The 13,055-nt window shown below is 72.5% G+C and carries 13 protein-coding genes and 1 riboswitch; of the genes, 5 read left to right on the top strand and 8 right to left on the bottom strand.

Annotation, left to right across the window (positions count from 1 at the left end; genetic code table 11):
• Positions 1-187 precede the first annotated feature (187 nt).
• The 4 genes from AC1DX8_RS16395 to AC1DX8_RS16410 form a co-directional block, all read right to left on the bottom strand.
• Positions 188-982, bottom strand: coding sequence for a DsbA family oxidoreductase (locus AC1DX8_RS16395; RefSeq protein WP_477631011.1), 795 nt, complete (start codon positions 980-982; stop codon positions 188-190).
• Between the two features lie 154 nt (positions 983-1,136).
• Complete coding sequence (locus AC1DX8_RS16400) at positions 1,137-1,883, bottom strand: C40 family peptidase (RefSeq protein WP_477631012.1); 747 nt, start codon at positions 1,881-1,883, stop codon at positions 1,137-1,139.
• 2 nt (positions 1,884-1,885) lie between these two features.
• Positions 1,886-2,088, bottom strand: a riboswitch (cyclic di-AMP (ydaO/yuaA leader).
• Positions 2,089-2,305: 217 nt separating this feature from the next.
• A complete protein-coding gene (locus tag AC1DX8_RS16405; protein ID WP_477631013.1) occupies positions 2,306-3,004 on the bottom strand; it encodes an iron-dependent transcriptional repressor DtxR in 699 nt (232 codons plus the stop codon).
• 100 nt (positions 3,005-3,104) lie between these two features.
• Complete coding sequence (locus tag AC1DX8_RS16410) at positions 3,105-4,469, bottom strand: MFS transporter (protein ID WP_477631014.1); 1,365 nt, start codon at positions 4,467-4,469, stop codon at positions 3,105-3,107.
• 90 nt (positions 4,470-4,559) lie between these two features.
• Between AC1DX8_RS16410 and AC1DX8_RS16415 the strand changes: the two genes are divergently transcribed.
• The 3 genes from AC1DX8_RS16415 (at position 4,560) to AC1DX8_RS16425 (ending at position 6,776) form a co-directional block, all read left to right on the top strand.
• On the top strand, positions 4,560-5,309 hold the full coding sequence (locus tag AC1DX8_RS16415) for a hypothetical protein (protein WP_477631015.1): 750 nt from the start codon (positions 4,560-4,562) through the stop codon (positions 5,307-5,309).
• Positions 5,306-6,046: an SDR family NAD(P)-dependent oxidoreductase gene (locus AC1DX8_RS16420; RefSeq protein WP_477631016.1), complete on the top strand. Its 741-nt coding sequence runs from the start codon at positions 5,306-5,308 to the stop codon at positions 6,044-6,046. Before AC1DX8_RS16415 ends, AC1DX8_RS16420 begins: the two co-directional genes overlap by 4 nt.
• Positions 6,047-6,107: 61 nt before the next feature.
• Positions 6,108-6,776 (top strand): malonic semialdehyde reductase, encoded by a 669-nt coding sequence (locus tag AC1DX8_RS16425; RefSeq protein ID WP_477631017.1) that lies wholly within the window; start codon positions 6,108-6,110, stop codon positions 6,774-6,776.
• 334 nt (positions 6,777-7,110) lie between these two features.
• Here AC1DX8_RS16425 and eda read toward each other — a convergent pair whose 3' ends face one another.
• The 3 genes from eda to pdxH all read right to left on the bottom strand — a co-directional run bounded on the left by eda (position 7,111) and on the right by pdxH (position 10,678).
• Complete coding sequence (eda, locus tag AC1DX8_RS16430) at positions 7,111-7,803, bottom strand: bifunctional 4-hydroxy-2-oxoglutarate aldolase/2-dehydro-3-deoxy-phosphogluconate aldolase (RefSeq protein ID WP_477631018.1); 693 nt, start codon at positions 7,801-7,803, stop codon at positions 7,111-7,113.
• The gene (gene edd, locus AC1DX8_RS16435) at positions 7,800-9,725 is read right to left on the bottom strand and encodes a phosphogluconate dehydratase (RefSeq protein ID WP_477631019.1); all 1,926 of its coding nucleotides are present in this window, start codon (positions 9,723-9,725) and stop codon (positions 7,800-7,802) included. Before edd ends, eda begins: the two co-directional genes overlap by 4 nt.
• 212 nt (positions 9,726-9,937) lie before the next feature.
• Positions 9,938-10,678: a pyridoxamine 5'-phosphate oxidase gene (gene pdxH, locus AC1DX8_RS16440; RefSeq protein ID WP_477631020.1), complete on the bottom strand. Its 741-nt coding sequence runs from the start codon at positions 10,676-10,678 to the stop codon at positions 9,938-9,940.
• Positions 10,679-10,735: 57 nt separating this feature from the next.
• Between pdxH and AC1DX8_RS16445 the strand changes: the two genes are divergently transcribed.
• Complete coding sequence (locus tag AC1DX8_RS16445; protein ID WP_477631021.1) at positions 10,736-11,137, top strand: hypothetical protein; 402 nt, start codon at positions 10,736-10,738, stop codon at positions 11,135-11,137.
• Positions 11,134-12,048, top strand: coding sequence for an oxygenase MpaB family protein (locus AC1DX8_RS16450; protein ID WP_477631022.1), 915 nt, complete (start codon positions 11,134-11,136; stop codon positions 12,046-12,048). The genes AC1DX8_RS16445 and AC1DX8_RS16450 overlap by 4 nt, the downstream gene beginning before the upstream one ends.
• A gap of 181 nt (positions 12,049-12,229) precedes the next feature.
• Here AC1DX8_RS16450 and AC1DX8_RS16455 read toward each other — a convergent pair whose 3' ends face one another.
• Positions 12,230-12,943 carry a hypothetical protein gene (locus AC1DX8_RS16455; protein ID WP_477631023.1) on the bottom strand — a complete coding sequence of 238 codons (714 nt, stop codon included), beginning with the start codon at positions 12,941-12,943 and terminating at the stop codon, positions 12,230-12,232.
• Positions 12,944-13,055 lie beyond the last annotated feature (112 nt).

Genomic DNA, 13,055 nt, shown 5'->3' on the forward strand with positions numbered 1-13,055 from the left:
GGTCAGGGCAGCGTTAGCGTGGGACACGAGGGCCTCCTGTTTTGTGAGCGGATACCTAGGCAGTTCCACTCCACCGCGGGAGGCCCTCCCGCGCCACTGATCAGATCAGCGGATCACACCCACTCAACCAACGTCCCCGGTCAGTACAGCTAGCAAAGGTTCCTTGGACGGGAGGAACTGGAGGGCGTCAGGCGCCGGCGCTCATCGACTCGTGGTCGTCGTTCGCGGCCGCCTCGATCAGCTGGCCGATGACCTCGATCGAGTGGGCACCCGAGAGCGCGACCCGGCGGTTCGCCATGAAGAACGGCACCCCGGAGATGCCGATGTCGATGGCCGCGGCCTGGTCGGCCCGCACGCGGTCGGCGTACTCGTCGCCGGCCAGCACGGCAGAGACGCGGCGTCCGTCGAGGCCGGCCTCGGCCCCGAGCCGCTGCAGGGTCTCGATGTCGTCGACCGCCTTGCCCTCGGCGAAGTGGGCGCTGTAGAGGCGCTCGAGCACCGCGGCCTGGAGGGCGGGGCCGCCCTGGGCGAGCCCGAGCGCGACCAGCCGGTGGGCGTCGAAGGAGTTCGCCCGGAGCTGCTTGTCGACGTCGATGTGCACGCCGTCGGGACGACCCATCACAGCCGGCCGTTCGGCGATCTCGCGCGCGCCGTCGAGGTCGGTGCCGTACCGCTGGGCCAGCCACGCCAGCACCGTCTCCCCCGTGCTGTGCGCCGCCTTCGGGTCGAGCTCGAAGGCGTGGTAGGTCACGCTGACCTCCGCCGGGTGGGCGCTCTCGGCGATGGCCAGCTCGAGTCGCCGCTTGCCGAGGTAGCACCACGGGCAGACCACGTCGGCCCACACGTCGATCTCCACTGCGTTCCTGGCTGGGTTGTTCGTGGGGTTGCTGGTCGGGTTGCTGGCTGGGTTCGGTCCGTCCACGTTCATCACGCCATCCACGTTCGTCTGTCCCGCTGGGCTCGTCAGGGCGTTCACGTCCATCGCTCCATCCTCACACGAGGGCGCCACGGTGGCACGGCGCACCGTGGCCGGCCACCCGGCATACCGAACGCCGCAGGCCCCCGGCCGCCGAAGCGGAGGGGGCCTGCGGTGCGTGGCTCGAAGCCTGGCGTCAGCCTGACGAGGTCAGCTCGGGTCAGGGACGGCCGTAGGTGACGCTGGAGGACCAGATCGAGCGGAGGGCGACGGCCTTGCCGCTGCGCGGGGAGTCCCACATCATGCCGTTCCCGGCGTAGATGCCCACGTGGTAGGCGGGGCTGCCGAAGAAGACGAGGTCTCCCGGCTGCGGGTTCGACACGCGGGTGGTGGCCTGACGCTGCTCTTCCGCGGTGCGGGGGAGGCTGATGCCGACCCGGCCGAAGACGTACTGCGTGAAGCCGGAGCAGTCGAAGCCGGTCGACGGGCTGGTGCCGCCGTAGGAGTACATCAGGCCCTCGTACTGGGCCGCGATGGCCAGGACGCCACCGGTGGCGGGCTTGAGGCTGGTGTAGTCCTTGCGGGCCGTGGACCGGCTGGCGGTCGACGAGCTGCTGCGGTCGACCTTGGGGGCGACGACGCGGACGACCGGCTTGGGCTTCGGCTTGGCCGTGGCCTTGAAGCCGATGACACCGAAGGCGCTGGAGGCCGCGGGAGCCGCGGTCTCGGGGGCCTGGACGGCGACCGGCGCGGCGGTGGTGGCGCCCTTGGCAGCCGGGGCCGGGGCCGGGGCGGCGCTGGCGGCAGAGGCGGGCAGAGCGAACGAGGCGACCAGACCACCGGACGCGGCGATGACCGCAGAGGTCTTGACGGCCGGCTGCGCGGCGCTGGCCACGATGCCGGACAGCTCTTGGACGGGGTTGAAACGGCCCGGCGCGCGGTGGCGGCCAGTGCTGTGTGAAGCCACGATGGATGAACCTCCAGCGCCTACGAGGTGAGCTGTCGGGTTCGGGTGGAGGTAGATCACCCGGCCTCCACGGTTGTCGCCCGACCTTGCGGGCGCGTGCGTGGAGACTTAACCCCAAGGACCTTTTCGTGAAGAGAAGGCCCAAAGTTGGGTCCCCCGCTCCTGCCAAGCGGTTTGTACTGAGTGACTCGGGCGTGGTGACAGGACTAGGCGTTTCCACATCGAGCCGGTTCCCCCAGGGGGCGAGGGAACCGCAGCCACCGTACACAAGGCCTCCGCAAAAGTCACGTTGAGGTCACGGAGCGCCCAAGAAACCCCAAGGTGACGTCTCGCACAGTCCAGTCGCCGTGCTCAAAACCGCCGGTCAGTGACCTGGGAGGGGTCGAGCCGACCGCTCAGATGAGCGGCCCGACGAGCCCGCCTCAGACCAGCGCGGCGAACACGTGCTGGGCGACCTCGTCGGGCAGGGACACCCCGGTGGACTCGGGCGCCCCCTCGCGCACGGCGACCACCCGGCCGTCGGCTCGGTGGACCTGCACCCGCTCGCCGGGCAGCAGCCGGGCGACGGTGAGCAGGCTGAGCGCCTCGTGGTCGACCTGGACCGGCTCACCGATCCGCCGGACCAGCACGGTCTCGGGAGAGTCGCCGGCGAGCTCGGTGAGCGTCTTCAGGCCGGTGCGGAAGCCCTCGGAAGGCTCCTCGTCACCCAGCTCGTCGAGCCCGGGGATGGGGTTGCCGTACGGCGAGTCGTGGTGGTCCTTGAGCATCGCGAGGATCTTGCGCTCGACCCGCTCGCTCATCACGTGCTCCCAGCGGCAGGCCTCGTCGTGGACGTACTCCCACTCGAGCCCGATGACGTCGACGAGCAGTCGCTCGGCCAGGCGATGCTTGCGCATGACGCGGGTGGCCAGCAGCCGACCGTGGTCGGACAGCTCGAGGTGGCGGTCGCCCGCGAGGCTCAGCAGGCCGTCGCGCTCCATGCGGGCCACCGTTTGCGAGACGGTCGGGCCGGAGTGGCCCAGCCGCTCGGCGATGCGGGCGCGCAGCGGGGGGATGCCCTCTTCCTCGAGCTCGAAGATCGTCTTGAGGTACATCTCGGTGGTGTCGATCAGGTCGGTCACAGGCCCAAGCCTCTCACCTGCGGCTGTCAGCGTGTCACCGATCGCTCGCTGGCCGCGTCGCCAGCCGCGTCGCCGGCCGTGTTGCTGGCCGCGTCACCGATCACCCGCCGGCCGCGTCGCCGGCCGTGTTGCCGGCCGCACGCCGCACCGGGTCGTACCGGGGCACCCAGTAGGCCAGCCAGCCGGTCCCGACGATGGCCAGCCCGCCCAGGGACACGCAGGCGACGGCGAGCCCGGCCTCGGCGGTGATGAGGCCGATCAGCGCCGGCGAACCGCTCCCCCCGACCACCGAGACGAACCTCCAGCCACCGAGGAACTGCGACCTCCCCCACTCCGGCGCACTGTCGGCACCCAGGGTCATGACGATGCCCGACCCCATGCCGTTGCCCACCGCGGCCACGAGGGCGACGGCGGTGACGGCGAGCGCGGTGTGGGTCAGCGGGAGCGTGAGCATGCCGACGCCCAGCAGGACGACGCAGGGCACTGCCACCCAGATCCGGCCGAACCGGTCCATCACCGAGCCGGCGGGGTAGAAGAGCAGCATCTCCACCCCGCCCACGACGCCGAAGATGACCGCGGTGGTGCTCGCGGACAGCCCGACGTGCGCGGCCCACAGCGGGAGCAGCACGAGCCGGGCCGAGCGGGCCGCACCGATCACCATCACGCCCAGGCCGAGCGTGAGGTAGACGCGGCGGTGGTCCCAGAGCACCCGCGTCGTGCTCACCGAGGGGCGCTCGCGCGCCTCCTGCGCGGCCTGCGCCTCGTGCGCGGCGGTCAGGTCGGGGCCGAACTGCACGAGGGCCGCCGCCCCGAGACCGGCCACCACGGCCACGGCGAACCCGGCCCGCGGACCCCAGTAGTGGATGATCGGCGCCCCGATGAGCGGTCCGATGAACATGCCGATCCGGTTCACGCCGCCGAGCGTGGACATGGCCCGGGCCCGCATGGCGGTCGGCACCGCGTCGACGAGGTAGGCCTGCCGCGCGACGAGGAAGACCGACGACGTGAACCCCAACGCGAAGATGGTCGCCATGAGGACCGGCAGCGACGGTGCGGTCAGCGCCACGAGGGCACCCACGGCGTCGACCCCGCTCGCCCAGAGCAGGGCCCGCCGCTCCCCCACCCGGTGGACCAGGGCGCCGGCGGGCACCGCGAAGAACAGCTCGGCGATGAGCCCGAGCCCAGCGGCGAGGGCAGCCACCGACTGCGAGGCCCCGAGGTCGAGGGCGCTGAGCGCCACGATCGGCACCACTGCCCCGGCGCCGACGGCCGCGATGATCGTCGGGCCGTAGGCGGGCACGGCGATGCTGCGCAGGCTGAACTCCTGCTGCGCGGGGCTCCCCTCGGGCTCGGGGCTCCGCCCCGGCTCGCGGTCCCGGTCCGGCTCGGAGTCGTCCGGCTCGGAGTCGTCCGGCTCGGAGTCGTGGTCGAGGCCCCTGCGGGAGCTGGCGTCGGGTCGTGGCATCCCGCTCATTCTGACCTGCTGGTCGGTCGGCCGCCCCGCGGGTGCCGAGCCCGCACCGGCGCAGCGTCGCGGACCAGTAGGTTCGGTGCCATGGGTTTCGTCGTGCCGTCGCGGTTCTGTGGTCCGCCCGAGTCGGGCAACGGGGGCTGGGTCAGCGGCCACGTGGCCGCACTCCTCCACCCGACGCCTGACGAGTCGGTGACCGTGCGGCTGTGCACTCCTCCCCCGCTCGACCGCGAGCTCCAGGTGGTCCAGGGCGGGACCGACGGCCAGCGCACCGTGGTGGTGGACGACGGCGAGCACCCCGTCGCGGAGGCGACCACCGGCCCGGCCCTGCAACCGGCCGGCATACCCGCGCCCGTGTCCTTCGCGACCGCCGTGGCGGCCGGCGAGGGTTACGAGGGGCTGGCCGAGCACCCCTTCCCCACCTGCTTCTCCTGCGGCACGACGCGCGAGCGGGGCGACGGCCTGCGGCTGCAGCCGGGTCGGGTCGCCGGTGGCAACGGGGAGTATGCCGCGGCGTGGGTCCCCGCCGCGGACGTCGACGTCGAGACGGTGTGGTCCGCGCTGGACTGCCCCGGCGGCTGGGCTTCGGGCATCGCCGGGCGACCGATGGTGCTGGGCACCATGACGGCGCAGGTCGCGAGCCTGCCTGCCGTCGGCGAGGAGCACGTGGTGATGGCTTGGCAGCGTGACGGGGCGGACCGCGGCGCCAGCTCACGCAAGTACACCAGCGGAACGGCACTGTATGCCGCGGACGGCCGCCTGCTCGCCCAGGCCGAGGCGACGTGGATCGCCATAGACCCCAAGACAGTTCGACCGGCAGGAGGCACGGCATGAGCAAGCTCGCAGTGGTGACGGGGGCCAGCAGCGGCATCGGCGAGGCCACTGCGCGTCGACTCGCCGCCGACGGGTTCGAGGTGGTCTGCGCGGCCCGACGAGCCGACCGCATCGAGGCGGTCGCGGCCGAGATCGGTGGACGCGCCGTCGTGTGCGACGTGACCTCTGCCGAGGACGTCGCCCGGCTCGCCTCCGAGGTCGGCGACCGGCTCGACGTGCTCGTGAACAACGCGGGCGGGGCCCTCGGCCTGGCGCCCGCGGCCGACACCGACGTGGCGGACTGGCGCGGGATGTTCGAGTCCAACGTCATCGGCACGCTCCAGGTCACCCAGGCGCTCCTGCCCGCCCTGGTGGCGTCGGGGGCCGGGACGATCGTCAACGTCGGGTCGATCGCGGGCCGGGTCGCCTACGAGGGCGGGTCGGGGTACGTCGCGGCCAAGCACGCCGTCGCCGCGCTGACCGAGACCCTGCGGCTCGAGCTGGTCGACCAGCCGGTGCGGGTCGAGGAGATCGCGCCCGGGATGGTGCGCACGGAGGAGTTCGCGCTGACGCGGTTCGGGGGCGACCAGGAGCGGGCCGACAAGGTCTACGCGGGGGTCTCCGAACCACTGGTGGCACAGGACATCGCCGACGCGATCGGCTGGATGGTCTCGCGTCCCGCGCACGTCAACATCGACCTGCTGGTCATCAAGCCGCGCGTCCAGGCCGCTCCCCACAAGGTGCACCGCGAGTCCTGACCCAGCGGGTCAGGTGCCGCACCCGCCCTGACCTGCGGTGACATGGTTGAGGAATGCAACCATGAAGTTGATTGTTCAATCACTCATGACCCAGACCCATGACTCCCTGACCGCGCTCGAGGCCCAGTTCGCCGCTGACCACCTCGAGCTCTCCCCCGAGGCCCAGGACCTGCTGTTCCGCGACGCCCGCACCGCGAACGCCTTCACCGACGAGCCGGTGTCCGAGGAGCAGGTGCGCGCCATCTACGACCTGGTCAAGTGGGCCCCCACCTCGATGAACAACCAGCCGCTGCGGATCGTCCTCGTGCGCACCCCCGAGGCCCGCGGCCGGCTCGTCGAGCTGATGGGCGGCAACAACAAGGGCAAGACCTCCACCGCTCCGCTGGTCGCGATCCTCGCCGCCGACACCGACTTCCACGACGAGCTCGGCAAGGTCTTCCCCCACTTCGAGGGCGCCCGCGACCTCTTCGCCGACAACGACGAGATGCGCGAGGGCTCGGCCCTGCTCAACGCCACCCTGCAGGTCGCGTACTTCATCCTCGGCGTCCGTGCGGCAGGCCTCGCGGCCGGCCCGATGACGGGGTTCGACGCCGATGGCGTGGACCGCGAGTTCTTCCCGGACGGCGCCCACCGCACCATCGCGGTGGTCAACGTCGGCCGCCCCGCCAAGGGCGCCTGGATGGACCGCCTGCCCCGCCTCGACTACGACGAGGTCGTCACCTCCGTCTGACCGACGGATCCGGACCAGCTGATCCCGGCGGATCCGGACAAGAAAACTGTTGCACGGGGCGACCTTCCCGTCTTAGCGTCGAGCTACACGGAAGGGAGGTGGTCCAGAAAAGTGATGTCAATTTGGACGCGTGAGGTGACTGCGCGCTAGCGCACCTCGACTGCTCGAGGTCCGCCATCCCGGCGCAATCCCCAGCAGTTCACCGCAGCCCGTGGGCCGCGCAGGTCGTCCCCTGCGCATGTCGAACCGCTTGTCGGCGAGGCGAGGCCCGCGGGCTGTTCCATGCCCGGGTGGCAACAAGCCGCCCCTCACGCGACTTGTTGCCACCCGGTGTTCAGGACCGCAGCGCGGCAGCCTCGGCAGCCAGGTCCTCGATGCGGGCCCAGTCCCCTTGCACCACAGCGTCTTTCGGCGTGAGCCAGGACCCTCCGACGCAGCCGACGTTGGGCAGCGCGAGCCACAACGCGGCCGTCTCCGGCGTGATGCCTCCGGTGGGACAGAACCGCAGCTGCGGGCAGGGGCCGGCGACCGCCGACAGGTAGGGACGGCCGCCGCTCGCCTCGGCGGGGAAGAACTTCATCGCCTCGAGCCCGGCCTCGGCGAGGGTCAGCATCTCCGTCAGCGTGCCGGCCCCGGCGAGCAGCGGGAGCCCGCTCGCGAGCGCAGCGTCGAGCAACCGCGGCGGGGAACCGGGGGTCACGAGGAACTGGGCGCCGGCGTCCTTGACCTGCTGCACCTGGGCCGGCGTGACGACGGTGCCCGCGCCGACGACCATGCCCTCGACCTGCGCGGCCACCGCCTCGATCGCGCCGAGTCCGGCTTCGCTGCGCAGCGTGATCTCGATGACCGGTATGCCGCCGCGCACGAGCGCGCGCGCCAGCGGCACCGCCTGCTCGACCGTGTCGACCACGACGACCGGGATCACCGGGGCGAGGGCCAGGACGTCGGCGCCGTCGCGCAGGAGGGTTGCGTTCGCGACAGGGGCGGCGGCGCCCGTCGCGCTGCTGGTCACGCTGGTGGTGGTCATCGGGTCTCCTCGTGGCTCAGGAACGGTGCGGCGTCGGCCTTCTCCCACAGCCGTCCGAGGCTGCCGAAGACGTGGGCTCCCTCGTCGGCGCGGCCGACCGCGCCGCGCATCGCGGCGAACAGCTCACGGCCGGTGCCGATGCCCTCCTCGCTGACGCGCGGTGAGGGCAGCCGGGCGGCGAACTCCTCCTCGTCGACGAGCACGTCGAGGCGGCCGGTCAGCGAGTCGACCCGCACGACGTCGCCGTCCTGGAGCTTGGCGATCGGCCCGGCGTGCACCGACTCGGGGGTCACGTGGATGGCGGCCGGGATGGCGCCCGACGCCCCGCTCATGCGGCCGTCGGTGACCAGCGCCACGGCATACCCGCGCTTCTGGAGCACGCCGAGCGAGGGGGTGAGGGCGTGCAGCTCGGGCATGCCGTTGGCCGACGGGCCCTGCTCGCGGATGACGACCACGACGTCGCGGTCGAGCTCGCGCCGGGAGAACGCCTGGAGGAAGCCCACCTGGTCGGTGAAGACCCGGGCCGGCGCCTCGATGACGCGGTGCTCCTCCGCGACCGCCGAGACCTTGATGACGGCGTGGCCCAGGGTGCCGCCGAGCACCCGCAGACCACCGTCCACGGTGAAGGGGTCGTCGGCCGCACGCAGCACTGCCGGGTCGCCCGACTCCGCTGCGGCGTCGACGAACTCGAGCCGACCGTCAACCAGCACCGGGCGCTGGGTGTAGCGCCGCAGCCCGGGACCGGCGAGGGTCAGGACGTCCTCGTGGAGCAGCCCGTGGTCGAGGAGCGTGCGCACGAGGAACGCCGTGCCGCCGGCGGCGTGGAAGTGGTTCACGTCGGCGGGACCGTTGGGGTAGATCCGGGCGACGGACGGGATGGCCGTCGAGAGGTCGTCGAAGTCCTCCCACGTCAGGTCGATGCCTGCTGCGGCAGCCATGGAGATGAGGTGCATGGTGTGGTTGGCCGAGCCGCCGGTGGCGAGGAGGGCGACGACACCGTTGACGATCGCCTTCTCGTCGACGACCTGGCCGATGCCGTACGACGCGTCGGAGGCGGCGATCTCGGCGACCCGCTCGGTGGTCGCCGCAGTGAGGGCGGCACGCAACGGGTCATCGGGGTGCACGAAGGCCGCACCCGGCAGGTGCAGACCCATCACGTCCATGAGCATCTGGTTGGAGTTGGCGGTGCCGTAGAAGGTGCAGGTGCCCGGCGAGTGGTAGGACGCCACCTCGCTCTCGAGCAGCTCGTCGCGCCCGACCTCGCCGGCGGCATACGCCTTGCGGGTCTCGGCCTTCTCGGCGTTGGAGCGACCCGACGCCATCGGGCCGGCCGGCACGAGGGCGGTCGGCAGGTGGCCGAAGGCCAGCGCCCCCGCCACCAGACCGGGCACGATCTTGTCGCAGACGCCGAGCATGAGCACGCCGTCGAACACGTCGTGGCTCAGCGCGATGACCGTCGACATCGCGATGACGTCGCGGCTGAACAGGCTGAGCTCCATGCCGGCCCGGCCCTGGGTGATGCCGTCGCACATGGCGGGCACGCCACCGGCCACCCGGGCGACCGCGCCGACCTCGCGTGCGGTCTGCTTCATGGCCGCGGGGTAGTGCTCGAACGGCGCGTGGGCCGAGAGCATGTCGTTGTAGGACGTGATGATGCCGAGGCTGACCCCGGTGTCGGCGGCCATCGTCGTGCGGTCGCTGCCGCCACACGCCGCGACGGCGTGCGCGAGGTTGGAGCAGCCGAGGTCGGTGCGGGCCGGGCGCAGGCTCAGCTCGGAGGCTGCGCGCGAGAGCCGCTGGAGGTATGCCGTGCGGCTGGCCCGGCTGCGGTCGGTCACCCGGGCGGTGACGTCGGCCACGACCGGGTGGATCGCGGGGCTCGGCGGGGTCGGGGAAACGGCGGTGGTGTCGGCGGGCGCCATGAGGCTCCTCGGAGTCGGCGGTCGGGGAAGGGACCGCGCGAACGGCGACACTGACGCGCGCGTGTGATTCAGTTCACAAGTGTGGGGGCACGCCGCCACCCTCCCGCCGACCGTTCCGGGATACGGACGGGTAGCAGCGCCGGTTCGATGTAAACCCGCTGGGGATCCCCGGCGGGTTTACATCGAACCGGGAGAGGAAGGGGGGCGGGTGGTCAGGGCTGGCGGCGGCTGAGCGTCCAGGCGTCAGGGTCGCCGAGCGAGCCCGGGGCGACCCGGCTGAAGACGAGCCGGTCGTGCAGCCGGTTGCGACGGCCTCCCCAGAACTCGACCTCGTCGCAGACCACCCGGTAGCCGCCCCAGAAGTCGGGGACGGGCACGTCGGTGGGGTCGCCGCGGTCAGGGAACTGCGCGGCATACCTCGCGTAGGCGTCCTCGAGCCCCTGGCGCCCGTCGATGGGCTGGGACTGCCGCGAGGCCCACGCGGAGATCCGCGAGGCCCACGGCCGGGAGCCGAAGTAGCCGGAGACCTCCTCCCGCGACAGCTGCTCGGCGACGCCCCGGAACCGGATCGCCCGGAACATCGCCGGCCAGGTGAGGGCGGCCGCGATGCCACCGGTCGCGGCGATCTCGAGGCCCTTCGTGGACTCGGTGCCGGTGACGAACCCAGGGCCGCGCTCGTCGAAGAACCGCATCAACACGGTGCGCACGTTGGGTCGGCCTGCGGCGTCGACGGTCGCGACCGAGATGGCGTAGGGCTCGGGGACGTCGGCGTGCACCTGCGCGCGCGCGACCGCGTCGTCCACCCAGAGCCGGGCCTGTTGGAAGGGAGTGGCAGCCACCTCCGCCTCGGAGATGCCCTCGCCGGCGTAGTCAGTGCGCAGGGGGTCGGTGCGCAGGGGGTCGGTGCTCAGGGGGTCGGTGCTCAGGGGGTCGGTGCGATCCACGTCACTCATGGTCGAAGACTAGGCGTCCGAGATTAGGGTGAAGGTCGGACCAGTCAGGGAGGCAGCATGGCCAGCAAGGGCAAGGCAGTCGGCAACCTCGTGAAGTGGGGCGTCAAGTACGGTCCCCACGTCGTGGTGCTGGCGCAGCAGGCCAAGGAGCCGGCGATGAAGGCCGCCCAGACCGCCCTCGACCGGCAGAAGGCCCGTCGCCGCGCGATCGAGCACGCAGCAACGGTGCGCGAGGGCACGGTGCTCAAGACGTTCGACCCGCGCGCCGACCACAGCGAGCCCGTGTGGGTGGTGTTCTCGGGCGACGACCCGATCGCCGCGCACCCCACCTCCACGACGCCCATCGCCGAGCTGATCGCCAACAGCGACCTGGCCACCCGGGTGCGCCCGGCCGACGTCCCCACCCCCGCGGCGCGCCTCAAGGAGCTCCCGCGACGCAGGCTCAGGCGCTCTCGGTGACCCTCCTCTCGCCCCTCGCGCCGGTGGCCGACGGAGCCCGGCGCCAGCTCGCCACCGCGTTGCGGTCGCGCGTCGCCGGCGCCGACGCGCAGACGAAGGCCGACCGCATCTGGGGCGCCGAAGGACCCCGCTGGTTCACCCCGGACGACCCGATCTGGCGCGTCCACGCCGACGCGGCCATGTTCCCCGGCGGCATCCGGGCGCTGCTGCTCCAGTCGCTGCACCCACTCGCGATGGCGGGGGTCGCCGGCCACTCGGGTTACAAGGGCGACCCGTGGGGTCGGCTCCAGCGCACCAGCGAGTTCCTGGCCACCACGACCTTCGGCACGATCGACCACGCGCAGGAGCAGATCGCGCGGGTCCGCTCGATCCACGACCGGGTGCGCGGCAAGGCAGCCGACGGGCGTCCCTACTCGGCGGGCGACCCCCACCTGTTGGCGTGGGTGCACGCCACCGAGGCCGACAGCTTCCTCACGGCCTACCAGCGCTACGCCGTCTCACCGCTGAGCCCAGCCGAGGCAGATCTCTACGTCGAGCAGTCCGGCGTCGTCGCCAGCGCCCTCGGGGTGGTCGACCCCCCGACGACCGTGGCGGCGCTGCGCGCGACCATCGGCAGCTACCGCCCCGAGCTCGAGTCGACCGCGGCGGCCCGGGAGGCCGCGCGCTTCCTACTCGTCCACCCGCCGCTGCCGCTGGCCGCCAAGCCCGGGTATGCCGCGCTCGCAGCGGGCGCCGTGTCGATGCTCCCACGGTGGGCGCGCCAGCCCCTGCGGCTCCCGTGGCTCCCCGTGACCGAGCGCCTGGTCGGCCGGCCGCTGGGCGGGGTGGCCACCTCGACGGTGCGGTGGGCGATGGCCGACGCGAACGACGAGCGGCGCCGGGCCGCGGAGCGTCGCGGCAGCTCGGTCTGACCGCGCGCGGCCCCCTCAGCCGCCCGCCTGGCATGAGGATTCGGCCAATCGCCCGAGAGTCCGGCGCCACCGGGCCCAGCGTCCCTCGAATCTCGGCCCATGGGCCGAAGTTCTTGGCACCACGACAGGTATGCCGCGTGGCTGGGCCAGCCACGCGGCATACCTTGCGGTGCAACGGGTTTCAGGCTAGCCGGCTGCGCTGGAGCAGGCGGAGCCCCACGAGGGCGAAGGGCGAGAACCCGACGAGGACGCACGCGGCGGCCACGAGGGGACTGGTCGCCCCGAACACCATCAGGCCCGCGACACCGGTGACGATCAGCCCGAGGCTCCACCAGCCGAGGACACCTGCCCTCGCGAGGCCGGCCAGCAGGAGCAGGGGGCCGATCAGGCTGAGCGGCTCGGTGCCGTCCCAGAACGGCAGGAGTGAACCGGTCTTGAAGCCGCGGAACACCTCGACCGCCTGCTCGGAGCTGAGGTGCGTGCCGGCGGAGGCGTTCCACCAGTCGCTCAGGACCATCCCCGACACGTTGGCGAAGCCGAGTGCGGTGGCGAGCGCCCCGGCGACGGCGAGCCGCAGGCCGCGGGCGCCGCGCACCAGGCTCGGTCCGGCGAGGATGCCGAGCGCGATGACGAGGTTGCCGTAGTGCAGGAAGAGCGCGGAGACCTGCGTCATCGTCGTGTCCCGCGTGAGGGAGGAGATGTAGTCGGCGTCCGCCATGCTCACCTGCGGCGGCGAGGTGACCATGCCACCGGCCCACAGCAGGGGCCCGGCGACGAGGGCGAGGCCCCCGGCGACGGCCATCGCCCGGCTGGGCACCCGGGGTGCGTGGTCGGAGGTGCCCTGGTCGAGGGCGGCGTGGGTGGTCCGTGCGGTCCGTGTCGTCGTGCTGGTCACGGTCGGGTCCTTTCGTGGGGTGGCCGGTCGGCCGTCGCCGTCTCTCGGCGTTGCACCAACCGTCGCGGCCCGGCACCTCACCGCAGATCCGTCGAGGGGCACCGACCTGTCC

It is taken from the genome of Pedococcus sp. P2_A3 (assembly GCF_056405035.1).

Bases quoted from the DNA above. Each gene is read 5' to 3' on its own strand.
- AC1DX8_RS16420 (WP_477631016.1), top strand. From the start codon at position 5,306: ATGAGCAAGCTCGCAGTGGTGACGGGGGCCAGCAGCGGCATCGGCGAG.
- eda (WP_477631018.1), bottom strand. From the start codon at position 7,803: ATGACCACCACCAGCGTGACCAGCAGCGCGACGGGCGCCGCCGCCCCT.
- AC1DX8_RS16395 (WP_477631011.1), bottom strand. From the start codon at position 982: ATGGACGTGAACGCCCTGACGAGCCCAGCGGGACAGACGAACGTGGAT.
- AC1DX8_RS16425 (WP_477631017.1), top strand. From the start codon at position 6,108: ATGAAGTTGATTGTTCAATCACTCATGACCCAGACCCATGACTCCCTG.
- AC1DX8_RS16445 (WP_477631021.1), top strand. From the start codon at position 10,736: ATGGCCAGCAAGGGCAAGGCAGTCGGCAACCTCGTGAAGTGGGGCGTC.
- AC1DX8_RS16410 (WP_477631014.1), bottom strand. From the start codon at position 4,469: ATGCCACGACCCGACGCCAGCTCCCGCAGGGGCCTCGACCACGACTCC.
- AC1DX8_RS16415 (WP_477631015.1), top strand. From the start codon at position 4,560: ATGGGTTTCGTCGTGCCGTCGCGGTTCTGTGGTCCGCCCGAGTCGGGC.
- edd (WP_477631019.1), bottom strand. From the start codon at position 9,725: ATGGCGCCCGCCGACACCACCGCCGTTTCCCCGACCCCGCCGAGCCCC.
- pdxH (WP_477631020.1), bottom strand. From the start codon at position 10,678: ATGAGTGACGTGGATCGCACCGACCCCCTGAGCACCGACCCCCTGAGC.